Below are 23,523 nucleotides of genomic sequence, written 5' to 3' on the forward strand. Positions count from 1 at the left end.
ACTTTGTGGTAGGGGATTTTCAACTTATTTAAGTGATCTTTCTCTTATGCCATTATTTCAACATGATATGGATTTATTCTTTGCTAATTAGATCACTAGATTGGAGAACTATTCTTAAATCCAACGGAATAAACGAATGTATCTGATTAAACTTATTTAATATTTCATTTTGTCGTATTGTGTTCCATCCGATTCCCCTTGATAATATGGATGAAATGATATCGTTCCATCCTCCGGGAGTGAATATATATGATGAAAAATAGTGATCCTTTTCCTCATCTAACATCTCTGCTACGTCAGGGGATTAGTCATGCACTGTATCCTAATGCTAAATCATTTCTTGACATGATAGCCGAGGATATTGTTTTTGAATTTCCTTATGCTTTGCCTGATGGAGTGCAAGTATTAAATGGAAAAAAATCCCTCAAAAACTACCTTACAAGCAAATTAAAAGGAGATTATCATGCAGAATAATATTTTGGTCACAGGTGGTAAGGGGAAAACCGGAAGGTTGATTAGTGAGTTACTGACCCAAAATGGGATCGCGCATCGGATTGGTACCCGCACCCCTGAATCAGGCAGTGAAATTGCTTTTGATTGGATGCGTCCTGATCTGGCCGAAGCCGCATTTTCTGGCATCAGGTCACTATATATTGTGGCGCCAACGAACACTAGTGATCATGGTTCAGTAGTACCACCATTGCTTGAGATAGCGCTAGAAAAAGGGGTTCAACGTTTTGTGTTGCTTAGTGCATCGTCGCTGGCCTCTGGTGCTCCAATGATGGGAAAAATTCACGCCTGGCTGGAAGCTAATACGCCAGAATGGACAGTATTACGTCCTACCTGGTTTATGCAGAACTTTTATGAGCAACGGCATTTGGTAACAATAAATGAAGAGAACGCTATCTATTCTGCAACGGGCGATGGCAAAGTGGGGTTCATTGACGCCCTTGATATTGCTCGTGCTGCTGTTTCTGCATTAACATCAAATCGAACCATAAATAAAGATTTTATCCTTACAGGACCTGAAACACTTAGTTATGGAGATATTGCTGCTGCATTGAGTAAAGCCTTAGGCCGCAAAATTAGTCACCGAAATCTAACGACCAGTGAATTGGCCAGTCGGCTACAACAAAATGGACTGGATGAAACCTACTCAAAAATCCTTTCAGCAATGGATAATGACATCGCATCAGGTACTGAGGAGCGCATTACAGATGGCGTCAAAGCATTAACAGGAGTGAATCCTTGTTCACTGGATATCTTTATTCAGAGGGAATGTCATCGCTGGAAGGTTTAATTGTATGACTCGGGATAATACTTGTCCGAAGTAAAATAACGATGTTGTACTTATTATACCCGTCATCTTTAAAGTTGCCTCTTTGTTGGCTGTACTCGCTCACCCCGGTCACATAGTTCTCTATGCTCCCGGGGATTCACTCCCTTGCCGTCGCGATACATCTTGAAATCCATAGGGTATATATGAATTTACCTTGAGCATTTAATTGAGCGAATCCATTATCCTGCGTCCGTAACCATTTTATTTACCCGCGGAGAGTTGGTGATATTTATATCCATCCATGGAAATCCCTAGTTAGTTTCTTAATTGATGATGATTATCTGCATACCAGGTAATATAGTCATTACTGGATATTGGCGTCTCGATTCCAATTTTATCCACGCCAAAACTGGTAATATAATCGTTTATTCTGTCTGCATGTTTACGTATATATTCAATACGTCTCTCGTCTATTCTTTGCGATTCCTGTAAATTGATCACTTCACTTCTCAGGAGATTGCTCATGGTACGATGAGTCCAGTCGAGAAGATACCCTTCGATGATCATATAAAAATCATCATCCTTATTGTTGTGATATGTATCAATAGTTGTCGTTACCACGGATAAAACGGCATATGTTTGGCTTAGTTCTAGAAAATCCCCACTATGCTTATTAAGCATATCTAAGTTTATTTTTTTATTGTTACTCGTCATTAATCCATTTAGTTTTTTATATAAAAAGTTCATATAATCATTTAAAATGGAAAATAGGTTATGCTGGAAAGATGCTTTGTTTATTTCTTTCATCTTATTGAGAATGATCATCCTTCCGGCTTTTAGTGATAATACAAGGTTATCCCCTTCCGAAGTAATCGCGCCAAAATTAGATATTAAATAATTGGGGATCTTATTAAGCGTAAATAAACCATGTGCACCGCAGCGTTCACGACAATTAATTAATATTTCTTGCGTGCGCCATGTGCACAAGGACTTAGTAGTAATGATTTCAATAAGTAATTTATCTGGAAATTTAAAGTTTTTAACTGATTCTGATAATATAATTGAAACTTTTCTTGTTAATTCTCTTAAGTATAACGCGTGAGTGATTGTGCTCAAAGTATCCCAGGCAATACCCTCTTTGAAATGAGAATAATTAATTATTGGCATAGTACCTGAATAACCGAATGTTTGTCGTTTATTGCCATATGTGCTAGTTATATGAAGAGCTGATTTAGCTGCTGTAACTGAGATCACTGCCATGCATAACTTCCCTGAATGTATTCTATTTGTAATTAACGAAAACCTTTCTGTTAATTCTTTAGTATGCAATGATACTTTACCCTCCCTAGTCAGTGTTATCATATTGCCCGCAAGTAGTCCTTCAAAAGGGACTTCGACATTATTAAATGAAGTTATTGCGTTATCTAAATAAAATCCTGGCTTATCGCCAAGTGGAGTAATTTTAACTCCGGGAGTTAATTTGCCATTTACGGACAGAGGGAGAATAAATGGGAAAATACCATATTTCCTTCCTGATACATTTAACTGAGCTAAAATTACAGCTACTTTTGGTAGTTCACAAGGTGTAGTATTAGGCATAAATTTATATGCATTTTGGCTAGGTGAATTCAATATGAATACGCCTTTTTCCGGGAGATAATTAGCTTGTGTTTCGATCGCGATGAGATTATTTCCGTGAGCCAGCTCAGTTGCCAGATATACTCCAATGGCATGACCTGAGCAAATTTTTCGGTAAAGATCTTCCACATATGGAGTTTGTGCTCCTAAGTTAGCGATAGTGCCTATGGCTAAATTAAAATGAATTGATAGCATAGAAACTACAGCGCAATCGTGTGGAGCTACAAGTTCATGCAGGGAAACTAATTCATTAAATGATGTCGTATGAATATTATTATTTTGAATATATTTAAGCAGTTCTATGAATTTTTCTACTGACGACGGGTAATTATCACAAGTGTTTTTAAGTATGGCTAAAAGGTTATCAGATATTACCGTATTTCCTATACCTAAATAAGACCTTAATTTTGATTCCGAATTGCACAATGATTTATTCATATAGATGAAGCCTTTCCTAGAATAATATGTATATTAGCTATCTAATAGTGTCATGGGATACACCAGAAATATATACCTCTAATTTAAAAAATTTTATTATATAAAAGTGACCTGTTGAAAATTTTCCTTCTTATAGCCCAGTAGAGAAAACCATATTAAAACATGTTTATCAAATAAACAGGAGTTGGGGAGAACGTTAAACAGCTAAACTAGCTGCCCAAACTTAAGTAAATTTCCACTTGGATCAATTAGGTGGAACTCCAACATGCCCCATGAAGTTTCCGCAAGCGGAGAGACTTCAGTCTGCGCTTGTAGTTCTTGAAACACACTTTGGATATCTTTCACGAAAATATAGCAAGAAGTGTTCTCTGCAATGTACTTATCGTTACATGCCCAAAAATGGATTTCAGCTTCCCCTCTGCTAATTATCGCATATTCATTAGGAACAAAATTGTCGCAATGGAACCCAAGTTTACTTGTGTAAAAGTCAACCAATTCATCTAGATCCAATGCAGCCAATACAGGGACAGCCTCCCAATCGCTCATACATTTTCCCTTTTATTTATATATAATTTTTAAACGCTCATACCGGATTGTCTGACAAATCACTGTACGTTACTCTCATTAAATAAGTAATATGACTATAAAAATAGATTCAACAATACCTCCTAAAATCATAAGGAATTAACAATAAATTATTAAATATGATTTACTATGAATACAGCATTTTTACCTAGCATGGATTGCCTATCATGTCATCAACATTTGATCAGGGCAAGAGCGTGAAGGCTCATTTTTCATTCACATTTAAACCGGCCAGTAAAACCTGCACAAGATAGCCTTCATTTATATTGGCTCTGCGCCTGAGGGATCCCCTGCGTATTTCGGTTTGTCCGGCCATCTGATCTTTTCTTCGTAACTACTCACTTTTTAACTTACTTCCGCAGCTTCAGCCAGACTTTTTTTCCGTTGCGATTCTCCTGTTAATTCCAGCTGATGTGCGTTGTGGATCAATCGGTCTAACAGCGCATCTGCAACTGTCGGATTTTCCATCAATTCAATTTTGGCACAGCTTTTAAGTGGTTGAAATGAGTTCATTACACTCGCAGAAATGTTCAACTAATTTATCCAGAATTCAAGTTAGTTAGCTTATTTAACCACTGATTGAAATGTGGGCATTGGGAACGAATTGTATCTAATCCAATATCACCAGCGATGAGTGGGCCGTGTAAAGTCTTATGGTAATTTGGTACTATCGCCAAAATACGCTTAGATGGTGCAGTTTGTGGGCTATTATTAATATCTTCAGGGCTATCAAATTGAGCTTTGATGGTTTGTAATGCTGAGATGGGGGTGTTGTCATCAAGCCAATCCGTAAATTTTTCAGGTTGGCAAAACAATAGTGCTTCAAATTCATGTAATAACAGATTGGGAATAAAATTAGTTTGCCCAATATCATTAGCGAAAGCTTGCTCTAGCTTAACTACTCGTTCGTTGGCTGCAACATCCCGCACAAAAGTTTCTTCCGTTTGCCCCTCTACAAAAACATTGATACGGATCATCGCTGTGGCCTCCCGCCGAGTAAATTTTTCTTCCATAATTCACCAAGGCTATAGTCTTCAAGCCATTCTGAAAGAAAGTCACTATTCAGACGCTTAAAGGTCGATACCCCTTGTTGTTTGTCAACGATAATCAAATCATCAGCATCAAATTGGTCGACCAGTTCGACTGACTGGGTAGAAATAATCAGTTGGTGCTTACTGCTGGCGTTTTTGATCAAACCAGCCAGTACATTAATAGCATAGGGGTGGAGTCCAAGCTCTGGTTCGTCAATAATAATTGAACTTGGCATATAGTCTTCGGGTTGCAGTAACACGGTAGTCAATAAAATAAATCGTAAAGTACCATCGGACAATTCACTCGCTTTAAACGGAATATCCTGCTCTTTCTCTGTCCATTCGAATTGAATGTAATCAGTATTATCCGAGGTGGGCCGCAAGTAAAAATCACCAAAAAATGGGGCAACCATTTGAATGGTTTTGACAATGCGTTTGTAATGCAGAATATGATTTTTTTGCAGACGATATAAGAATGCCGCTAAATTAGCACCATCTTCCCGTAAATAGTCATTATCATTAATACGATGAGCTTGTTTAACTCTGGCATTATCACTCGTATCATGGAAATGGTAAACCCTCCATCGGAGCATAGTAAGTAATGCGTAGTCCTCAATGTTATGATGCTGAACGATCTGAGATTCAAAGTGTCCAGCACCAATATTATAATCCCCTTTGATGTCCAAAAAGAGTGATTCATGTTGGAACATCATGCGGTTATCATTTGTGGGTTCCAGTTCAAACTTATAACCATTGTGACCAAAATAAAGCTCAGTGCTCATAGACTCAGTTTTTTTACGACCAAAATGCAATAATGTGTCGGGGCCACCCATTTTGCCAACAAGAGATTGTAAACGATGATCAAGTACAACGGCGATTAGGCGAAAAAAACTGATGAAATTGGATTTCCCAGCACCATTGGCACCAATAAGTACATTTAGACATCCCATTTGTAAATCACATTCTGAGATAGATTTGTAGCCTTTTATATTAATTTTTCTTAAGAAATTATTGTTGGTTACTGGTTTCATAATTTTGCCTTTTCAGCATTATGCGACTCAAATATGCCCTATGTTAGGGCAAATAATAGGTTAAGTATTATCTTGATTGCCAGGTTTGCGTCCAGCTCTTCCTCTAAAAACTTTTCCTTAGTGGAATACATTATCATTAAAATGCTCCTTCTATACACCAGAGGCTTCAGCCGCTTTGTTACCGCCACAACTGCTCTAATTGCTACTGGCTGGAACGAAAGTTGCCGGGCGAAATTCATGCCTCTGCATGAAGCATCTAGGGATTATCTTAAAAATAAGCTTTATTCTGATGCAGAGGGTGTGATTTTGTATTACCACACTGCGATGCCTATTGTGGTTCAGTGTGAGTGGAGCTACGGAATTAATCAGGATGGAACTATCCTGGTGCAGCTGGTAATCCTTCTTATGCTGGAACGTGAGGTACCAGACTGGAAAAATGCTAGTTATGCTGAGTCGAGGGAAGCAATGAGAGGGCAATTCAGAAGAATATTGGCATTTTGGCTGTTTCAGTTTCACGTTAATACCTCACTTTCATATTAATCAGATTAGCAGACACGAAATTCTTGCTCCACTACATCTTCCGAAGTGCACCTACTATGTCACTGACTCTCATCAGTCAAGTATTTTTTCCTTACCTGAAAAACCGGTACCATAATGAAAATATTGCAAACGGGCGACAGACCGACCAGCTTGGCGCAGGCCATAGCCGAAATTGGTCGTGCTGATAAAACCATCCATATGCTGACTTACCTCGACGATGAAAACAAACGTCGAAGGACGTTGCAACAACTCAGGCGTGAGGGTTATCCGGTTCAGGATGAAGATGTTGAAAAACTCTCGCCGTTACAATGTGGGCATATCAATATGCAAGGGCGCTATTCCTTTACGGTGCCGGAGTCCGTCAGCAAAGGAGAACTGAGAGCGTTCAATGAAGAGGTTTAATTTATTGATTAATATATTAATGGCTATTTAAATTGGCCCATTAACGGCGTTTGCTGTTCCGTTACTCCCCAAACCCCTATATAACCAGTTAGTGAATTGGTTATGAATCTTAGTGTTTGATGATTATAGTACCAGATGGTGGTAATCAGCTTGATAAAGAAATAACTGATCAATTAGCAGAGAAAGAAAATTAATCTGCAACATAATACTGAATTTAACGATAATAACTTTTACTTTTTTTGATAAAAACCACCATGTTGCTTTTATCAATTATTTATTTCAATGGAAAAACTTTTGGCATTATTTATCAGGAGAGTCACCTATTATATTAATATGAAGTTGGTGCAAAGATTATTTGCATAATTTACACTGCAAAACGTCAGACCTTATTTATATTATTAATCAGGAGTAAATTATGAAAAAATTGATATCTATGTTATTTATTTTAATTGGTATGATTAGCGCCCCTGCATTCTCAGCGGAAACCAATAGTGGCATTGTTAGAGTCGCAGAAATTAAAGCTGATTGGGATAATCCTGCACATTATTTTTATACATTTAGCGGGAGTTTAGCTGGTAACTGTGGGAAACCTGGTTATATTTGGTCAGGATCAAGCGCTGAAAACGTTAATAGGCTATTAAGTCAAGCTTATGCACAGGGTTTAAATATTAAAGTTGGTATAGAAAATGCGAGTTGTAATATAACTACCGTTTACGTTATTAAACAATAGTAATTGTTTCTTATGCCATTATTAATGGGGCAAAAAGATAGATAAACATTGATTTACCTAACTCTATAATAAAATCCTCTACTGCATCGTAGAGGATTTTTAAAATTAATTTAAACAACATTTTCTTTGTGAAATTATCTCAGCGTAACATCTATTTATTCACAATATATTTCAGTGACAAAACTTGGTGCATTCTCAATGGTGTCGTGAACCGGGCAGGTTCTATTAATAAAGTCGACAAAAGCATGAATTTCTTCTTCACTATTATCAGCTTTAATATGAAATTTTGTCACTATTTTAGAGAAACCTAATTTCGCTTGTTTATTTCTACCAGTGAAACCATCAGTATCAAGTTCACCTTCTAGATCAACGTGAATATCAATTAAGTTAATTTTGTGTAGTTTAGCAAAAGCCTTTGCTACGATACATTTACAAGCCCCGAGAGAACAGAGTAGAGCTTCAACTGGATTCATCCCCTGATCAGTACCACCTAAATTACGCGGTTCATCCAAATAAAAGGAGAAATCTCTTGATGTACATTCAACTTTCACTCCAGCTACAGATTTTACTGTGGCAGTAAATAGTTCTTTCGCCATGATCCAACTCCTTAAAATTAATATTAGTTTTTCACCGGGGCAAACAGAATTTTGCTAATCAGGATAAAACTCAGAGGACAGTATCTGGGACATACCCCAAATGCATACATCGGGAAACGCATCTAATCCGGTTTCGTTCATTGCTGAGGCAACGGCTTTAGACCAGACAACATCAACCCAGTCTGGATCATCTAACTTTGTCTTTAAACTAGGAGATTCTTTTAAACCATAAAGAATCTCTTTTCTTTGCGCTTTAATTGTTCTTTCCCAACTTGCTCCTCTATGGCTTGGTTGGTATTTCCATTTTAATAAGTGAGCAATTAATACTGCCATGCGGCTAGCCAACTCACGCTGTTCGCTCTTGCCCACGTCTTCGATCTCCTCAGCAATATTGGTTATATCAATCTCAGAGAATTTACCGGCACGTAATAACGCTGCCTGTTCATTTGCCCAAGCGACCACATCAGTTTCGTAACGGGTATGATTCATAATTGCCTCCGCTAATAGGTCTATTATGCTAGCAGTCTGTCAGAGAATACGCTTTAGGTCAAAAAAGAACTTATCTTCGATAACTCAGTATTCAGCCTACTGCCGGCAACATTCCACTTACGATGCCAATTTGGATTGCTATTACTGCAACACCGCAGGCAAATACCAGCAATAGTACGGGCTTACCACCAGGTACCCGATATTGACGTTCATTTTGCTGACGGGATTTATATGCCAGGAGGCTAGGTAATAATAACGCTAAAATTGACAGTGCGACCGCGGCATATCCCAACGCCATCACAAAACCTTTTGGGTAAAATAGCGCGAAAATCAATGGTGGAACGAAGGTCAGCAAACCAGTTTGCATACGCCCGGTTACATTATCTTTGCGTTTAAATAGATCACCTAGAAAATCAAACAGGCCAAGTGCGACACCGAGGAATGAGGTTGCGAGCGCTAGATTAGCAAACATTTGTACTGCAAGTTCAGTTTTCGGTGAAGCAACAACTTCACGAATGCTGTGTAATAAGCCATTCAACCCGGCGTTTTCAGCTAAGATATCGACAAATGTGTTGGAATTGATACTCCCTAATGTCGCCAATTGCCAGAAAATATAAGTAATTAACGGAATTGCACTGCCGATAATAAACACCCAACGGAGCCGACGTACGTCGCCGTTCATATATTTCACAATACTGGGAACACTGCCGTGAAAACCAAACGATGTGAATATCACCGGAATTGAAGATAATATTAACCCTTGTTCTAATGGTAGTGTCAGTAGGTTAACATGCTGAACATGCGGCATCATCAGCCCCAACATCAATACCAGGAAAATAATTTTCGCACTGAAAATAACTCGGTTAACCATATCTACTGAACTGGTGCCAATGCAAACGATTCCTCCGGCAATTACCGTAAACAGAATAACGCCCACGGAAGCAGGAAGGGACAAATTAAGCCATTTATTGAGGCTGACTGTCAGTAATTCCCCGGCACCACTAATATAGGCTGATGTTAACGCATACATCAGAAACATCATGCTGAAACCCGTTAATATTTTGCCGCCGCTGCCAAGATAACGTTGAGCAAGTGTCCCTAATCCCGTATCAGGAGACTCATATTGATAAGCTTCAACCAGTAATAATGCGGTGTAACTCATCAAAACCCACAAGCCAACCAACATGATCAAGCTTACACCAAATCCTACACCGGCGGTGGCTAATGGCATGGCTAACATACCAGCACCTATAGTGGTTCCGGCGATAATAAAAGTACTGCCAAAAGTACGGTTCTTCACGTTTTTTTCCCTTCGAATCAACAACAAATATTTAATAATAGAAAATCAGGCCACTTTCTTTTTTTCTTCTTCATCAACAATCTGAGTCAGTTTGTGAATAAAAATTTTCTGGAGCCTTTCCCAATACTCGTCAAAATCGTCAGCACTACGTAAACAATGAGTCATCACAGCAGCACGTAGGACATATAAACTGTGGACTTTCTGCCATTCTTCTTGGTCAAAACCGCAACTTTCAACGTAATGCCAAGGCGTATCACCATACTCTCCATAACCAAGGGAGGTGGAAGAAGTCAAAAAATCATTGGTGTAACTACGCCCAGAAGTGTATGAACAAAGCTCGTACATCCGTTTATTAAGACGGTTGTGGTGACTTAAATCATTATTTCCTTGCTCTTTAAAAGTGAAATTGACCATATGGAAATCAGGATTTGGCATGGTATGAATTGCAAACCGGCGTTTGCCAACAACCAATGGTTCTGTGGTTAAAAGTTTTTTAATCATCCAATTAGCCGTCACAATACCGGCAGCAATCACTTTTCCGTAACCACTGATATTAAGTGGAACCAATCGGTGCGCGGCCCAAATGGCGGCGGCGATAGCTCCGGCTTTAGATCCCTCCATAATAGAGGCGCCGAGTACGACATGCCGGTCAATGGCTTGCTCTGGTTGAGTATCAACATCTTCGAAAACATAAGCCGCCCGGTAGGAAATTAAGTCAACAATACGCTTATCTTTCATACATACCGCACCGGCGGCATATTGAATAAATCCAACTTTGTGAGGATCTACGGTGATTGAATCAGCCTGACACATGGCTCGGAAGCTTTGGTAAATTTCAGGTTTAGGCCAAATAATATCTTCGGGAATAATCGCCAATTCACGATAACGACGGATAAGTTCATCATATTCCATAAACTCTCCCTGTTCGTTAAGGAACATTGCGCTGGCATAACCTGCATAAGCAGCATCAATATGCACATAAAATGAGACGCCATAACGCTCTTCACACTCTTTGCGCAACGCAATAACTTCATCAACTCGGTCAATGGCTCCCACTTCTGTCGTTCCAACTACAGTTACCATCGCCAGAATAGGTTCCCCCTGCTCTATCAGACAGAATGTAATTTCACGCATTTTTTCAACATCGGTACGATAATTCGCATCGACCGGCAATGGCACGATATGCTGTTGACCGATTCCCAGAACATCCATTGCTTTCATCCATGAATAATGTTTCGACTGTGGAACCAGGACTTTGCCAAACATCCCCTGCTTTATCCCGGCGCCACGGCAAGAAAGTTCACGAACTTCTTCGAAAATGCCACGTTTTTTTAATTCATCCGTCAAATCCAGAATATCTGATGGCGACATATTCAACAGTTGTTGTTCTGATTTATTTGCGACCAGATCGCTGGATTGTGGATATTGTGCAATGGCAATAGGCATGGTTTTTAAGTTACGCGCAACCCATAACCCTTCATAATTGGCGACGGTTCCTCCTGATGTAATATGTCCCCAGGCTCGGCGAGGGTCGTAACCAAACATTCGGCATAGATCCAGCCCTGCTTCAATTTCTAGCTCCGTTGTTGTCGGTGATGACTCGTGGGCGCAATTGTTTGGGTTGTACATCATCGCCATGACATAAGCGAGATTGGAAACCATCAGGGTGTCGGCATTCATATGCCCCATATAGCGAGGAGAAAACCAGGGAATCGAGGTGTTTTTCAGCTTAGCGGATAACTGGTTTAGAATACCCTCTGTCCGATAAAGCGTTTCCCTATAATCAGGTGCATAACGATCAACCGAGGTGACTAAGGCGGGATCTTCTGGGTGAAAATCAGAGCGCCAGTGCATGTGCTCACTTACGGCATATTCCATCATTTCTCTAAAAAAAACCGTATTTTCTGATTTAGGGCCTAAAAACAACGCATCAATGTTTAAGTGCGAAGTAAACTGCTTGGTCATAATTATATTACCCTTTCAACTAACAAAAACGGCTGTCAGCAACAGAGAGATTCTGAAATTCTTTACTTGTTAATGAAATCACTATCTTTCTCTGATGGTCAGACAGAAAATTATATGCCACCTAACTTACCAATAGCTGGTCATACCTCATTATTCTAGACATTCAGAAAAATCTATCAGGTGGAATAGATTAATCATTAACATATCTATAAACGATCGTTTGTTAATAGATATAGACTATATTTGTTAAAATATTAACAATGACGTTAAATATAAATTCTGATTTTGTGCGCGAGGACAAAGAACGAATAAAAACAAATCAAAAAACAGAGGAAAATAGGGGCTTATTTGTTGTTAACCTTGTTAATTATAAGGATTTTTTTTAACGTGAAGTGGTTAGCAGATAGAATGCAGGGCTACAAATTAAAATAGCCCTGATTTAAGCAGAAGTACTATTAAGATGATACATTTACCAACATAACCTTGCCGATAACATCACCGGCTTCCATCATTCGATGTGCATCAGCAGCATCTTTCAGATCAAAAACTTTACAAATTAATGGACTGACTTTTCCTGATTTCAATAATGGCCAGACATGTTTTTCCAATTCCCGAGCTATCTCTGCTTTTTCCTCTACACTGCGGGAACGTAATGTAGAACCCGTGTGAGTCAGACGTTTTAGCATTAAGGGCATCAGATTAAGATTTTCAGGGTTTCCTTTCATCATACCAATCTGAATAATTCTCCCGAATTTAGCAGCAACCTTATAGTTTTTATTGACATAATCACCGCCGATTAAGTCAACAACTATATCAACGCCATGATTACCCGTGATTTTCAATACCCGATCAACGAAATCTTCTTTACGGTAATTAATAACAAAGTCAGCGCCTAGACTGTGTGCGACTTTAGCTTTCTCATCAGAGCCGACGGTAGCAATGACTCTGGCGCCAAAGGCTTTTGCTAACATAATAGTGACGCTGCCTATCCCAGAAGTACCACCGTGAATTAGCAAATTTTCTCCTTGTTTCAACTTGCCAGTCTGAAAAACATTAGCCCAGACGGTAAAAAAGTTTTCTGGCAATGCGGCTGCCTGAACAAAATCCAAACCATAGATGGGTAAGGCAACGGAGTCATGTACCAGGCAATATTCGGCATAACCGCCGCCGGCAACAAGAGCGCAAACTTTATCGCCAAGATTCCAGCGTTCGCAACCTTCACCTTTGGCAACCACCTCTCCAGCAATCTCCAAACCCGGCAATGGCGATGCATCCGGTGGTGGTGGATAGGAACCCATTCTCTGAAATATATCAGGCCGATTAACACCTGCCGCAGCTACTTTTACTAACAAGTAGCCTTTTCCTGGCCGTGGTAACGGAACCTGAACCAGATGCAATTTCTCCGGGCCTCCGGGCTTAATGATACTGATCGCTAACATATATTGGGGCAATGAATTAATTTGGCTATGCATATATACCTCTTATTTCTTTTGACGATCCTTTTTATGAATTTAGTCTAAGTTTAGATGATAATATTATTTATTCTGATTTGTGGAAAGAGTGCTGAGAAATAATGCAGGAATCTCTGTTATGTACTAAGGCGTTTGGCTGAGATTCCTTCACAAATGACTAAGACCATAGACACCAAAAAGTGGTAGGATGAAAATTGAGTAACAAGACGGTATCTCCGACCTTGTGGTCTTCATTTCCAGTGAACATAAGAGTTTTCACCGTGTTGATTCTAATATACCTATCTGTTATTAATCAATTCTTAGTACATGCAAAAAGAAACTGGTGACAGAACTTCCACATACTACCATTTCATGTATGCTGATTCTTTGAAATGACAAAACAATTGAGGTAGGTTATGGGAACAACAGCAAAACAACCCAATGACCCGACAGTAAAACCGAAAAGCGGATTTGATCCGTTTGAACTGGTCAAAGCACGCGTCATCAATCTTGCTGATCATTTTATTAATGTGCTTAAAAACAAAGATTCAGAGAGTATTTCTCTGTTGTTAACCCTACCTGATAATGAATTTTGGGCAGAAGTCAAAGGGCGGGCTAACTATGTTGAAATGGTGGAAAATATCACACCAGAAAAGAAGGAACACGAGGAATTAATCGAAAGTAGAAACGCTTTTCTGGCCCATCTTGGGGAATACGGTGGCGTTTATAAGTCCAGTAAGGTTGCTGATATATTAGGAGTGACCCGCCCGACAGTAAATAAATATGGTGAAAATCATAAACTCATTGTATTAAATTGGGGAGTAGAGAATTTATATCCTGTATTCCAGTTTTCGGTAAATAAAAAAACGAGTAATAAAGGATATTTAAAAGGTGTTCCAGAGATACTGACTAATCTAGGTCCAGTCAGTGGCGTAAAAAAGTGTGATTTTTTCATCCGTAAAATCAAGACATTTAATCCTGGTATCGATCTGGCTGAATCCACGACGGTACTGGATATCCTCAGAAATGGCGCCTCCAATGATGAAATTGCTCAATTGGTAAGGCTGGCGAAAATATTCGGTTCTGTAGATTCTATGTAAAGAATTCCAGTATGTAATTGAAAACAGCCATTTTACCCTACTCTCCTTCGAAATATGCCAACTACCTAGAAATGTTTGTTCTCACAATACTACTGTTTGCCCGCCATCCACTAACAGTGATACGCCGGTTACAAACGAGGCGAGATCCGATCCTAACCATACGACTGCATTTCCTACCTCTTCCGGCTCTCCCAATCTTCGAAGAGGCATCCTCTCCCGTAACCCGTCAAACATTTTCGCGACTTCCGGCGAGGAAAGAGGAAGTGCTGTATTGATTAGCCCTGGGCATACGGCATTAACACGAATACCTGACGGTCCGAAAGCATCGGCCAATGCGGCCACCATCATATTGACGCCAGCTTTGCTAGTGGAATAGGCGGTTGTAAGTTGGCCTGTCCTAATGGACCCCATACTTGACGTTGCCACAATACTTCCGCGTTTACCGAGCTTTATCATCTGTTCAGCAGCAGCCTGTGCGCCAAATAAAACGCCATCAAGGTTGACCGTAAGCAGCTTGTGAAAATCATCTGCACTAATCTGTGGACCATCGGTAGCTAATGCGATTCCGGCATTGCAAGCCATCAAATCAACACCGCCGAACGGTGTCGCGACGTCGACTAATGTATCCATCTCGCTCCGCGAAGTGACATTACATCGATGGAATATGGCTTGCGCGCCAAGCGAATGAAGACGCTGGAGCACCGGCACTCCTCCCTCTCGGGGTTGATCCGTGATGTCGCCAATAATTACGGTTGCTGCGCCATGACGCGCCGCGGCTAAAGCAATACCGGCTCCGATGCCGCTTGCGCCGCCAGTGACAATGACAACCTTACCTTCTAGCATACGGTCCATTTGATGTTCCTTATTGTATCGCGCTATCACAGGCGCTATTTGAGATATTTATTGATCCAGTGAAACACAGAATACCTATAAAGAATTACTCCAGAAGTGCTTATATAAGGTATATCGGTGAGGTAATGTTGATTTTATGAATTATGTCCCATTTTTCCTAAATGTTTGACATATTCAGACCTCCGGTTACCGTCAGAAAATACCGGAGGTCCAATGTTTCGCAAATAGTTTATTCAGACTTTATCATTATTATCTTATTTTGAGCCTAGCCCGCGACCTGGCAATGTTTGGCATGTTGGCCCACTTGATAAAGGCGCGACTACTGGATATTTGTCATCAGGGGTAATGTAAACTCGCGTTGTTGCCACATATCCATCACTGAAAGTTGCTTCAATATAAGTCGCTTCCCATCCCATGTTTGGAGAACCTAACGAAATTTCAACTTGTTGCAGCGTATTAATATCGAGTGGTGATGCTTTATATCGGATACCACATGCATAACGAAAATCTCGTGAAATTGGATTGGCAGCAGTCCAACGTATCAATTTTTCAGGCTTTTCTGAAAAATTGACGGTTAGTATTTGCGAATTCTGTTGTGCATGCAGAATTGTATTAAGCTTTGGCAAAGGAATAGATTGCTGTAACCGATTAATAAATGTAATCAATGACTGTTCAGTAAAGTTCAGAATGCCACGATGATCAGAATTGGGGGCTACTCGTAAAGATTTGTCTCCAGGCAGAATATCATAATAGAGTCTTGCATTATCAGCCGCGAAATAATCATCTCCACTGGCATTGACGATGTATTTAGGAATGGCAAGTCGAGACTCATAAATTGATCCCAAATATTGCAGAGGATCTTCTATCTGCATTAATTTAGCAAATGCAGGCGTATTGACTTTTTCATCAACATGTTCCTGATAATACGGATAAAAAGCAATCGGCCAGTTTTTTCCGTAAGATTCATATACATGTTTAAATGCTGCGTGTGTGTTAAGTATGTCGATAATAAAAGGCACTATTGCATCAACCCGTGTATCTGCTATTGCCGATAACCAGGTTGTCCAGCCTCGTTTCGAGGCGCCAGAAACAATAAAGTTATTAATATTCCACGGTGTTAATTCCCGCTGTGCCAAAGTCATTGCTTGAGAAACAGAAGTCGCCATAGGAATATGCAAAGGTATCAACGACAGCTTCTCTGGCTCGTTCATGAATAATGTCCAACTGTGAGCAATACTATCATCTTCTTTGCGGGGTTTTCTATCGTCCCGGTACACGAGATATTGATTAGGAATATTACTGATCGAGATAACTATCGTATTTGTTGCACGGGCAATAGCCGCCAGGGTTGTCGAGCTAAAATCTGTTGGTAAAACTGGAGCCTCAGATCCACTATTATAGTTAGTTCCATTATTCACAATGATAAGCGCACGCGGTGAAAGCGGATGATCAGGAATAAATATATCAACATTGTGTTGCCATTCGGCCGGTAGAATAACGTTTCCTGGAGACCAGAATTGTGATGTTAATTGATAGTGACGTAGTTCAATTTGAGGTAATTTTTCTTTACTTAAAAGCGAATATTTAAGGGGCTGGACTGCTAATTCCTCTCGATAGCAGGGAAGTACATTGATGAAATTGATATTAGCCTCATTAGAGCATGGTGATTGTTCTGTATTAGACTGGGCATAACTATTAGTATTAGTAGCCGCCAATAACAATAGGGTAATAATTGTTTTTTTGAAGAAACTAGACATTAATTCATCCTTAATATATAGGTAATTGAATAATATAGTTGGATAACTTTACCAATATGATAATTCAAGATCATAAACCTTAATATTGTAAATAATGTATTTCTCTCCAGCAAATCTGACTTCAATTTCAATCAAACCATCTAAAATAAAGTGATGGGAAACTTTTACACTTAAGCCATTTTCATTTAAATTGGCACTACCATCAAATGGCCTGCTATCTTTTATCTCTGCAAGATATTGATTATTCTTTTTAATAACATATTGATACGGCGTGTACTAATCACGATCAATGGTGATTTCAAGTTGACTTTTACTTAATGACCTCCAGCCAGTATCCCGGTAAAAAAAGGTCATGCTCGTTTATTATGGTATCCGAATATTAAATTTTAACGGTTGGGTTTCCCTCTTCCTTGAGAGTTTAAAGGCACCATAATGGTTTATACCCTATGGATTTCAAGATGGATCGCGACGGCAAGGGAGTGAATCCCCGGGAGCATAGAAAACTATGTGACCGGGGTGAGCGAGTGCCGCCAACAAAGAAGCAACTTGAAAGATGACGGGTATATATTCTTTCTGTAATAGGGGTCAGACCCTGAATGTTCAAAACGAAACCATATCTGCCGGATTAAGCGTGCTGATCACACCCAGAATACCCTTAGCCAACGGAATAGCTACCGGAGAGAGATAGGAGCCCAGCGGGATACTCGCGTGGTCAATGCGGGTAAGCATGGTAAAGTCGTCGTTGCGTCCGGTAAGATCGTCGCTGATAGCTTTGCCAATGCGCACCGTTTGCGCTACTCCATGACCATTCCAGCCATGTACCATATACACGGGTACTCTGTCGTCGCTCTTGCGGGCATCGGTGGCGCCGTTCAGGGTCAGATCGCTGATCCCGCCCCAAGAATATTCTAGTTCGGCTTTTTCCAACTGCGGGAACACGGTTCTGATACGCTTAAGCAGATAATTGTTCACATCACGCGGCGACCAGGAATTGCCAGTACCCTGTCCACCGAACAGCAGGCGGTTGTTGCGTACCGCACGATAGTAATCGACCTGTAACTGTGTATCGTAGACCGGCAAATCTGACGGGATCAGCTCTTTGACATCCACTGGCAACGGAGGAGTTACCGCCACGTAGGAGAAAAAAGGCATCGTGGTGGAAAGGCCGGAGATAAACTCCCCCGTGGAGGCATGTACACCCAACACCACGGCTTTACTTGCCCTGATAATCCCCCGCTCAGTTTCTACGACTGTGCCGCCAGTATCCTGCCTGATGCCCTTCACTTTCGTGCTGTCATAGATTCGCCCACCCAGTCTGGCGAAACCATAAACCAAGCCACGCAATAGCGCCAGAGGTTGGACCTGCCCACCGATACTGTCGATATTCGCTCCGTGGTAGATGTCCGAACGCACATATTTTTCCTGTAGTTCGTGCGGTCCGATAACCCTCATCGCCGTATCTCCCAACTGGCGCCGGGCATCGGCATTAGCCACCAGCGGCCCCATGTGGCCTGCGTGCACCGCAACAGTGATATGACCATATTTGCGGTCACATTCGAAACTATAACGCTCACGGAGTTCATCCACGAGATTCATCGCTTCAACAGATGCAAAACGCCATAAGCGTTTAGCCTCATCGAATGAAAGTTTTTCCAGTATGGTTTTAGCTTCCCAGCGTGCGAGCCCAGGGGTTATCTGTCCCCCGTTGCGGCCAGAGGCTCCTGAACCAATGTTATCCTTTTCAACCAGAATCACGTCCACTCCCGCTTCAGCAAGATGTAATGCCGTGGAAGCGCCCAGCAACCCACCGCCGATAACCACAACCTCGCAGTTCTGGTCTCCAGGCAGGCTTCCAAAAGTCGGACAGTCAGCCAAAGAAGCTTCATAATAGTTGGCTGGCATGGCGTCAGCAGCAGCGTCTTTATGCCAGCTCCAGATACGCGAATCCAGCCCCAACCGGCTGACTCTATGCTGCGCATCCTCCAACAGTGTTGGTCGTAGCTTATCAATATTGATGGCCGGATCATCGGCCGTAGTTAAGGTCCGGGCGAGTAGGGATAAGTTGGGAAGTACGGATGAAAGCACTCCCGCCCCCGCGAGCGTCGCGACGGTAGAGATAAAGTCTCTTCTATTCATTGTCATTTCAACACTCCTGTCATGATTTTGAAATCACCCGCTGGCCTGGTCTGGAGAGTTTCTCTATGAGTGAGTCCGGCTATCTGAGCTATATTTATTGCTGCCCGAGCTCCCTTTCAGACCGGCGAGAATCAGCAGGATAACAGTGCCGATAAACGGTATGAGATGCAGCAGTAACCACCAAGCGCTACAGTTGATGTCGTGCAGGCGGCGGGCATTCACTGCTAGCGTGGGCAAAAGCGTGAGCAACAGATAGACAGCGCTGAACCAGCCCATATAAACCTCAGGATTGGCAACGGCAAAGTAGCGTTCAAGGAAAGAGATAATAAATACAGCCAGGATCTGGAACAGAACGAAGTACCAAAACTCCTTACGCTTGGCTCGCCCCTTGAAGCAAGCATAGTTCTTTAATACATTTAAATACCAGTGCATTGTTATCCCCTCTTGTGATGCAGCAGATTCTATCTACTGTTCAACCAGATCGAGCAGTACAGACTCCAGAATGTTGAGCGCTTCATTAAAAACGTTATTTTGTATGGTCAGTGGCGGAAGGAAACGGATCACGTTGCCGTGTACACCGCATGTCAGCAGGATCAGACCACGCTCCAGCGCTTTCTGACGTACCGCGTTGGTAAAGCTGACATTGGGTTCCTGACTGTCCGCATGGTTAAACTCCACCGCAATCATCAGCCCGAGCCCACGTACGTCGGCGATCTGTGGAACTCGCGGTCGCAGTTCATGCAGCCGCTGTTTTAGCTGGTCTCCCAACTGCGTCGCTCGCGCATTCAGCTTTTCTTCTTCGATCACATCCAGTACCGCATGAGCGGCCGCAATCGCTACCGGGTTACCACCATAGGTTCCCCCCAGACCACCAGGCACTACAGCATCCATCAACTCGGCACGTCCCGTTACAGCTGCCAGCGGCAAACCGCCCGCCAGACTTTTCGCCATAGTGGTCAGATCGGCAACCACCTCATGATGCTCCATAGCAAACAGTTTGCCCGTACGCGCGAAACCAGTCTGGATCTCATCGGCGATAAGTACAATGCCGTGGTAATCGGCGATCTCACGCAGAGCTTTGAGCAGTTCGGGAGGAGCAGGATAGAAACCGCCTTCGCCCTGTACCGGTTCGATGATGATGGCAGCGACGCATGCAGGCTCAATGTCGGTTTTAAAGAGATTTTCCAGCGCATTCAGCGTTTGTTCCACACTAATGCCATGCAGCCCGATCGGAAACGGAATACGGTAAACGTCGCTAACCAACGGGCCGAACCCCATTTTGTACGGTGCAACTTTGCCGGTTAATGACATACCGAGGAAGGTACGGCCGTGGAAAGCGCCGCTGAAAGCGACCACGCCACTGCGACCGGTAGCGGCACGTGCGATCTTCACGGCATTTTCCACCGCCTCGGCCCCGGTAGTGACAAAGACGGTTTTCTTCGCAAAATTACCGGGCGCCAAGCGGTTCAGACGTTCGGCCAGCGCCACATAATTTTCGTAGGGCACTACCTGATGACAAGTGTGGGTAAACTGTTCCATTTGTTCTTTGGCGGCCGTGATGACGCGCGGATGGCGGTGGCCGGTATTTACCACGGCGATACCGGCGGCAAAATCGATGTAACGTTGCCCCTGAACGTCCCAAATTTCAGCGTTTTCCGCACGCTCCACATAGACTTGTGTGGCCACGCTCACGCCTTTTGCAATAGCCTCGCTGTGTCTTTTGGCTAATATAGCTCCAGTCATAAATGAAAACTCCTCAGCAATCTGAAATAAGCGAGCTTCAACAGACAGACGCCCGATGTGATATAGCTCCCAGAGTTGGTAGAAGTAACTGATCCAGCGTCGACACCAGCATATCCGCCGCCGCAATGCCGACATAATCCACATAGGGAGCGTCGATGAACTCATATCTGCCGGTGTATGGGCATCCGGTTGCGGCGCGACCGCAAACTTCGCGCCGGGTATCGATCAACGCTAAAAAATCCCGTGGCGATGCAGCGCTTTCGCATCCTCCGGTACCGGGGTGATAGCATCCCAAAGCTCAGCCACTTTGCCGTCCTCAATGCGCCATAGCTCGAAGTAGCTATGACGCGCTCCGGCGATACTCCCCTCCGAATGGGTCAGAACAAACTGCCCATCGGCTACCGTACGGTGAATTTTAGTGTAATGCAGGCCCTGCCCCTCATCCCGGAGTTGCTTAAGAAACGAGATGACTGCATCCGTACCATCAGGGATATCGGGGCTGTGCTGGCGAAACAATTCACCATTAGTGTAGTTTCCAAACTCTTCGTAGTGACCTTCGATCAGGGTATGTGTAAAAAAGTTGATCACCAGCTCGCGATTTTTCTCTCGGTCATGGTCATGGCCTGTTTCAGTCGGGCCGTCTAACTGAGTCCGGCCACTGACATTGGGTGCCGACTGCGGCACCAGGCCGTCCCAGTGCTCTACGATTAAGCCGTCGGCAACCCGGTACAGATCGAAACCGACCAACGGCCAGTCGTCTAATCCCGTAAAACGACCGTGGATGGCGACTAGATCACCATCTTGCAGTACACGATACGTTTCGTGGCGCAGTTCAGGATGTGCCCAGACCAGATCACGCAATCCGGCAAGACCATCTTTGACCAACGGAGAATGTTCGATGAAATGCGGCGCAAAATAACGCTCAAGCGCTCCTACATCACGGTCAGTAAACAGCTCGTGGTGCGCACGCGACACTAAGTCGCGCGGAGATACATTCTGAATCATTACGGATGTCCTGTGTCAGTCGTTGGAACTCATCACATGTTTGATACGCGTATATTCATCGAAGCCATAAGCCGACAGATCTTTACCATATCCGGAGCTCTTGAAGCCGCCGTGCGGCGCTTCTGCCGTAAGCGGAATATGGGTGTTAATCCAGACGGTACCGAAATCGAGTTCACGTGATAGGCGCACCGCGCGGCCATGATCGCGAGTCCAGACACTGGATGCCAGTCCGTATTTCACGTCGTTAGCTTTCTCTATGGCATCCTGTTCATCGCGGAACTTCTGCACCGTGATAACCGGGCCGAAAATCTCGGTCTGAATTGCTTCGTCGTGCTGTTCCAGACCGGTAATTACCGTGGGTTCAAAGTAATAACCTGAGCGTTCGGCCTGACGGCCTCCTGTTTCAATACAAGCATGCGCGGGCAAACGCGCAATGAACCCTTTGACCTGCTCCATCTGACGAGCATTATTGAGCGGCCCATACAGAGCTTCTTCATCTTCTGGATAGCCAAAACGGGTAGCTTTAGCCGCCGCCACTAGTTTGGCGACAAAGGTATCGTAAACAGATTCATGCACCAGCACACGCGAGGCTGCCGTACAATCCTGACCCGCATTGAAATATCCCGCGGTCGCAATGGTCTCCACCGCTTTGTCCATATCTGCATCGGCGAAAACAACCACTGGCGCTTTTCCGCCTAGCTCCAAATGCGCTCTGGTGAGATTAGCCGCCGCCGAAGAGGCAACCTGCAAACCTGCGCGCACGGAACCCGTGATGGAAACCATAGCTGGCGTTTTGTGTGAAACGACCAGAGCACCCGCGCTGGCATTACCCAACACCACGTTGAATGCGCCTATAGGGAAGAATGGAGCGGCCAGTTCAGCCAGCAACAGAGTACTTTCCGGCGTGGTATCGCTCGGTTTGAGTACCACAGTATTACCTGCTGCCAGCGCAGGCGCTATCTTCCATACTGCCATCATCAGCGGGTAGTTCCACGGCGTAACTTGCCCCACCACGCCTAGTGGTTCACGCCGAATGCTGGTCGTCATATCAGGAAGATATTCAGCAGTCGCTTTGCCCTCCAGAAAACGGGCGGCGCCAGCGAAGAAACGGATATGATCCACTGACGTCGCAACTTCCTCAGAAGCAATCAGATGTTTGAGCTGCCCTGTATTGCGGCTTTGCGCTTCGATCAGACGTTCAGAGTTTTTTTCCACCGCATCGGCTAATGCCAGCAACGCCTGCTGACGCGCTGACGGTGTACTGCGTCCCCAGATCTTGAATGCCTCTTTAGCCGATGCATAAGCTTCATCAACATCCGCTATAGTCGCGTTAGGAGAACGCGCATAGATTTCACCAGTGACCGGGCTTACTAGGTCAAAATATTCGGAACCTTTAGATTCAACATATTTACTATTAATGAAATGTCTGAGCGTTGGTACCGCCATAGTTACCTC

23 protein-coding genes and 1 pseudogene are annotated in these 23,523 nt (G+C 42.9%); 6 read left to right on the top strand and 18 right to left on the bottom strand.

Features of this window, described 5'->3' with window-relative positions:
* The first annotated feature begins 249 nt into the window (after positions 1-249).
* Complete coding sequence (locus tag EAE93_RS03760) at positions 250-474, top strand: hypothetical protein (RefSeq protein WP_214039104.1); 225 nt, start codon at positions 250-252, stop codon at positions 472-474.
* Complete coding sequence (locus tag EAE93_RS03765) at positions 464-1,300, top strand: ergot alkaloid biosynthesis protein (protein WP_214039105.1); 837 nt, start codon at positions 464-466, stop codon at positions 1,298-1,300. Before EAE93_RS03760 ends, EAE93_RS03765 begins: the two co-directional genes overlap by 11 nt.
* Before the next feature lie 294 nt (positions 1,301-1,594).
* Here EAE93_RS03765 and EAE93_RS03770 read toward each other — a convergent pair whose 3' ends face one another.
* The 5 genes from EAE93_RS03770 to EAE93_RS03790 form a co-directional block, all read right to left on the bottom strand.
* Positions 1,595-3,355 (bottom strand): acyl-CoA dehydrogenase family protein, encoded by a 1,761-nt coding sequence (locus EAE93_RS03770; protein WP_214039106.1) that lies wholly within the window; start codon positions 3,353-3,355, stop codon positions 1,595-1,597.
* Between the two features lie 204 nt (positions 3,356-3,559).
* Positions 3,560-3,901, bottom strand: a complete 342-nt coding sequence (locus EAE93_RS03775) for a bleomycin resistance protein (protein ID WP_214039107.1) — start codon at positions 3,899-3,901, stop codon at positions 3,560-3,562.
* 384 nt (positions 3,902-4,285) lie between these two features.
* Positions 4,286-4,474 carry an ATP-binding protein gene (locus tag EAE93_RS03780; RefSeq protein ID WP_415186274.1) on the bottom strand — a complete coding sequence of 63 codons (189 nt, stop codon included), beginning with the start codon at positions 4,472-4,474 and terminating at the stop codon, positions 4,286-4,288.
* Positions 4,475-4,479: 5 nt separating this feature from the next.
* On the bottom strand, positions 4,480-4,917 hold the full coding sequence (locus EAE93_RS03785) for a DUF4276 family protein (protein ID WP_110091701.1): 438 nt from the start codon (positions 4,915-4,917) through the stop codon (positions 4,480-4,482).
* Positions 4,914-6,002: an AAA family ATPase gene (locus tag EAE93_RS03790; RefSeq protein ID WP_214039108.1), complete on the bottom strand. Its 1,089-nt coding sequence runs from the start codon at positions 6,000-6,002 to the stop codon at positions 4,914-4,916. The genes EAE93_RS03785 and EAE93_RS03790 overlap by 4 nt, the downstream gene beginning before the upstream one ends.
* A gap of 237 nt (positions 6,003-6,239) precedes the next feature.
* On the opposite strand from EAE93_RS03790, the gene EAE93_RS03795 reads away from it, so the two are divergent.
* From EAE93_RS03795 to EAE93_RS03805, 3 genes and pseudogenes are all read left to right on the top strand, one after another.
* Positions 6,240-6,542 carry a hypothetical protein gene (locus EAE93_RS03795; RefSeq protein WP_214039109.1) on the top strand — a complete coding sequence of 101 codons (303 nt, stop codon included), beginning with the start codon at positions 6,240-6,242 and terminating at the stop codon, positions 6,540-6,542.
* 111 nt (positions 6,543-6,653) lie between these two features.
* Positions 6,654-6,944 (top strand): annotated as a pseudogene (locus tag EAE93_RS03800) (Tn3 family transposase); the annotation flags it as partial.
* Positions 6,945-7,359: 415 nt separating this feature from the next.
* Positions 7,360-7,674, top strand: coding sequence for a hypothetical protein (locus EAE93_RS03805; protein ID WP_036805961.1), 315 nt, complete (start codon positions 7,360-7,362; stop codon positions 7,672-7,674).
* A 155-nt stretch (positions 7,675-7,829) separates the two neighbouring features.
* Here the strand turns inward: EAE93_RS03805 and EAE93_RS03810 are convergent, their stop codons facing one another.
* The 5 genes from EAE93_RS03810 to EAE93_RS03830 form a co-directional block, all read right to left on the bottom strand.
* On the bottom strand, positions 7,830-8,270 hold the full coding sequence (locus EAE93_RS03810) for an OsmC family protein (protein WP_036805959.1): 441 nt from the start codon (positions 8,268-8,270) through the stop codon (positions 7,830-7,832).
* A gap of 54 nt (positions 8,271-8,324) precedes the next feature.
* The gene (locus EAE93_RS03815) at positions 8,325-8,759 is read right to left on the bottom strand and encodes a DUF29 domain-containing protein (protein WP_110087183.1); all 435 of its coding nucleotides are present in this window, start codon (positions 8,757-8,759) and stop codon (positions 8,325-8,327) included.
* Between the two features lie 91 nt (positions 8,760-8,850).
* The gene (gene tyrP / locus EAE93_RS03820) at positions 8,851-10,059 is read right to left on the bottom strand and encodes a tyrosine transporter TyrP (RefSeq protein WP_036805956.1); all 1,209 of its coding nucleotides are present in this window, start codon (positions 10,057-10,059) and stop codon (positions 8,851-8,853) included.
* Positions 10,060-10,104: 45 nt separating this feature from the next.
* Positions 10,105-12,024, bottom strand: coding sequence for a pyridoxal phosphate-dependent decarboxylase family protein (locus EAE93_RS03825; RefSeq protein WP_214039110.1), 1,920 nt, complete (start codon positions 12,022-12,024; stop codon positions 10,105-10,107).
* 455 nt (positions 12,025-12,479) lie between these two features.
* On the bottom strand, positions 12,480-13,496 hold the full coding sequence (locus tag EAE93_RS03830) for an NAD(P)H-quinone oxidoreductase (protein ID WP_040154183.1): 1,017 nt from the start codon (positions 13,494-13,496) through the stop codon (positions 12,480-12,482).
* A gap of 395 nt (positions 13,497-13,891) precedes the next feature.
* On the opposite strand from EAE93_RS03830, the gene EAE93_RS03835 reads away from it, so the two are divergent.
* Positions 13,892-14,575 (top strand): hypothetical protein, encoded by a 684-nt coding sequence (locus EAE93_RS03835; protein ID WP_105397301.1) that lies wholly within the window; start codon positions 13,892-13,894, stop codon positions 14,573-14,575.
* 81 nt (positions 14,576-14,656) lie between these two features.
* On the opposite strand, the gene EAE93_RS03840 is transcribed toward EAE93_RS03835, so the two are convergent.
* The 8 genes from EAE93_RS03840 to EAE93_RS03875 all read right to left on the bottom strand — a co-directional run bounded on the left by EAE93_RS03840 (position 14,657) and on the right by EAE93_RS03875 (position 23,514).
* Positions 14,657-15,427: a glucose 1-dehydrogenase gene (locus EAE93_RS03840; RefSeq protein WP_036805946.1), complete on the bottom strand. Its 771-nt coding sequence runs from the start codon at positions 15,425-15,427 to the stop codon at positions 14,657-14,659.
* 254 nt (positions 15,428-15,681) lie between these two features.
* The gene (locus EAE93_RS03845; RefSeq protein ID WP_214039111.1) at positions 15,682-17,184 is read right to left on the bottom strand and encodes a PhoPQ-activated pathogenicity-related family protein; all 1,503 of its coding nucleotides are present in this window, start codon (positions 17,182-17,184) and stop codon (positions 15,682-15,684) included.
* Between the two features lie 600 nt (positions 17,185-17,784).
* Entirely contained in the window at positions 17,785-19,326 is a 1,542-nt protein-coding gene (locus EAE93_RS03850) for an NAD(P)/FAD-dependent oxidoreductase (RefSeq protein WP_214039112.1), read from the bottom strand.
* A gap of 57 nt (positions 19,327-19,383) precedes the next feature.
* Positions 19,384-19,752, bottom strand: a complete 369-nt coding sequence (locus tag EAE93_RS03855; protein ID WP_214039113.1) for a DUF805 domain-containing protein — start codon at positions 19,750-19,752, stop codon at positions 19,384-19,386.
* A 33-nt stretch (positions 19,753-19,785) separates the two neighbouring features.
* Positions 19,786-21,063 carry a 4-aminobutyrate--2-oxoglutarate transaminase gene (locus tag EAE93_RS03860; protein ID WP_214039114.1) on the bottom strand — a complete coding sequence of 426 codons (1,278 nt, stop codon included), beginning with the start codon at positions 21,061-21,063 and terminating at the stop codon, positions 19,786-19,788.
* A gap of 37 nt (positions 21,064-21,100) precedes the next feature.
* Entirely contained in the window at positions 21,101-21,358 is a 258-nt protein-coding gene (locus EAE93_RS03865; protein ID WP_214039115.1) for a hypothetical protein, read from the bottom strand.
* Positions 21,295-22,068, bottom strand: a complete 774-nt coding sequence (locus EAE93_RS03870) for a nuclear transport factor 2 family protein (protein ID WP_214039116.1) — start codon at positions 22,066-22,068, stop codon at positions 21,295-21,297. The genes EAE93_RS03865 and EAE93_RS03870 overlap by 64 nt, the downstream gene beginning before the upstream one ends.
* 15 nt (positions 22,069-22,083) lie before the next feature.
* Entirely contained in the window at positions 22,084-23,514 is a 1,431-nt protein-coding gene (locus EAE93_RS03875) for a gamma-aminobutyraldehyde dehydrogenase (protein ID WP_040148726.1), read from the bottom strand.
* Positions 23,515-23,523 lie beyond the last annotated feature (9 nt).

This window comes from Photorhabdus akhurstii, from assembly GCF_018448925.1.
Lineage (GTDB): Bacteria > Pseudomonadota > Gammaproteobacteria > Enterobacterales > Enterobacteriaceae > Photorhabdus > Photorhabdus akhurstii.

Coding starts and splice junctions, on each gene's coding strand:
- EAE93_RS03765 (WP_214039105.1), top strand. CDS start 464: ATGCAGAATAATATTTTGGTCACAGGTGGTAAGGGGAAAACCGGAAGG.
- EAE93_RS03845 (WP_214039111.1), bottom strand. CDS start 17,184: ATGTCTAGTTTCTTCAAAAAAACAATTATTACCCTATTGTTATTGGCG.
- EAE93_RS03810 (WP_036805959.1), bottom strand. CDS start 8,270: ATGGCGAAAGAACTATTTACTGCCACAGTAAAATCTGTAGCTGGAGTG.
- EAE93_RS03860 (WP_214039114.1), bottom strand. CDS start 21,063: ATGACTGGAGCTATATTAGCCAAAAGACACAGCGAGGCTATTGCAAAA.
- EAE93_RS03760 (WP_214039104.1), top strand. CDS start 250: ATGATGAAAAATAGTGATCCTTTTCCTCATCTAACATCTCTGCTACGT.
- EAE93_RS03855 (WP_214039113.1), bottom strand. CDS start 19,752: ATGCACTGGTATTTAAATGTATTAAAGAACTATGCTTGCTTCAAGGGG.
- EAE93_RS03805 (WP_036805961.1), top strand. CDS start 7,360: ATGAAAAAATTGATATCTATGTTATTTATTTTAATTGGTATGATTAGC.
- EAE93_RS03775 (WP_214039107.1), bottom strand. CDS start 3,901: ATGAGCGATTGGGAGGCTGTCCCTGTATTGGCTGCATTGGATCTAGAT.
- EAE93_RS03850 (WP_214039112.1), bottom strand. CDS start 19,326: ATGACAATGAATAGAAGAGACTTTATCTCTACCGTCGCGACGCTCGCG.
- EAE93_RS03785 (WP_110091701.1), bottom strand. CDS start 4,917: ATGATCCGTATCAATGTTTTTGTAGAGGGGCAAACGGAAGAAACTTTT.
- EAE93_RS03830 (WP_040154183.1), bottom strand. CDS start 13,496: ATGCATAGCCAAATTAATTCATTGCCCCAATATATGTTAGCGATCAGT.
- EAE93_RS03770 (WP_214039106.1), bottom strand. CDS start 3,355: ATGAATAAATCATTGTGCAATTCGGAATCAAAATTAAGGTCTTATTTA.
- EAE93_RS03840 (WP_036805946.1), bottom strand. CDS start 15,427: ATGGACCGTATGCTAGAAGGTAAGGTTGTCATTGTCACTGGCGGCGCA.
- EAE93_RS03790 (WP_214039108.1), bottom strand. CDS start 6,002: ATGAAACCAGTAACCAACAATAATTTCTTAAGAAAAATTAATATAAAA.
- EAE93_RS03815 (WP_110087183.1), bottom strand. CDS start 8,759: ATGAATCATACCCGTTACGAAACTGATGTGGTCGCTTGGGCAAATGAA.
- EAE93_RS03795 (WP_214039109.1), top strand. CDS start 6,240: ATGCCTCTGCATGAAGCATCTAGGGATTATCTTAAAAATAAGCTTTAT.
- EAE93_RS03835 (WP_105397301.1), top strand. CDS start 13,892: ATGGGAACAACAGCAAAACAACCCAATGACCCGACAGTAAAACCGAAA.
- EAE93_RS03825 (WP_214039110.1), bottom strand. CDS start 12,024: ATGACCAAGCAGTTTACTTCGCACTTAAACATTGATGCGTTGTTTTTA.
- EAE93_RS03875 (WP_040148726.1), bottom strand. CDS start 23,514: ATGGCGGTACCAACGCTCAGACATTTCATTAATAGTAAATATGTTGAA.
- EAE93_RS03870 (WP_214039116.1), bottom strand. CDS start 22,068: ATGATTCAGAATGTATCTCCGCGCGACTTAGTGTCGCGTGCGCACCAC.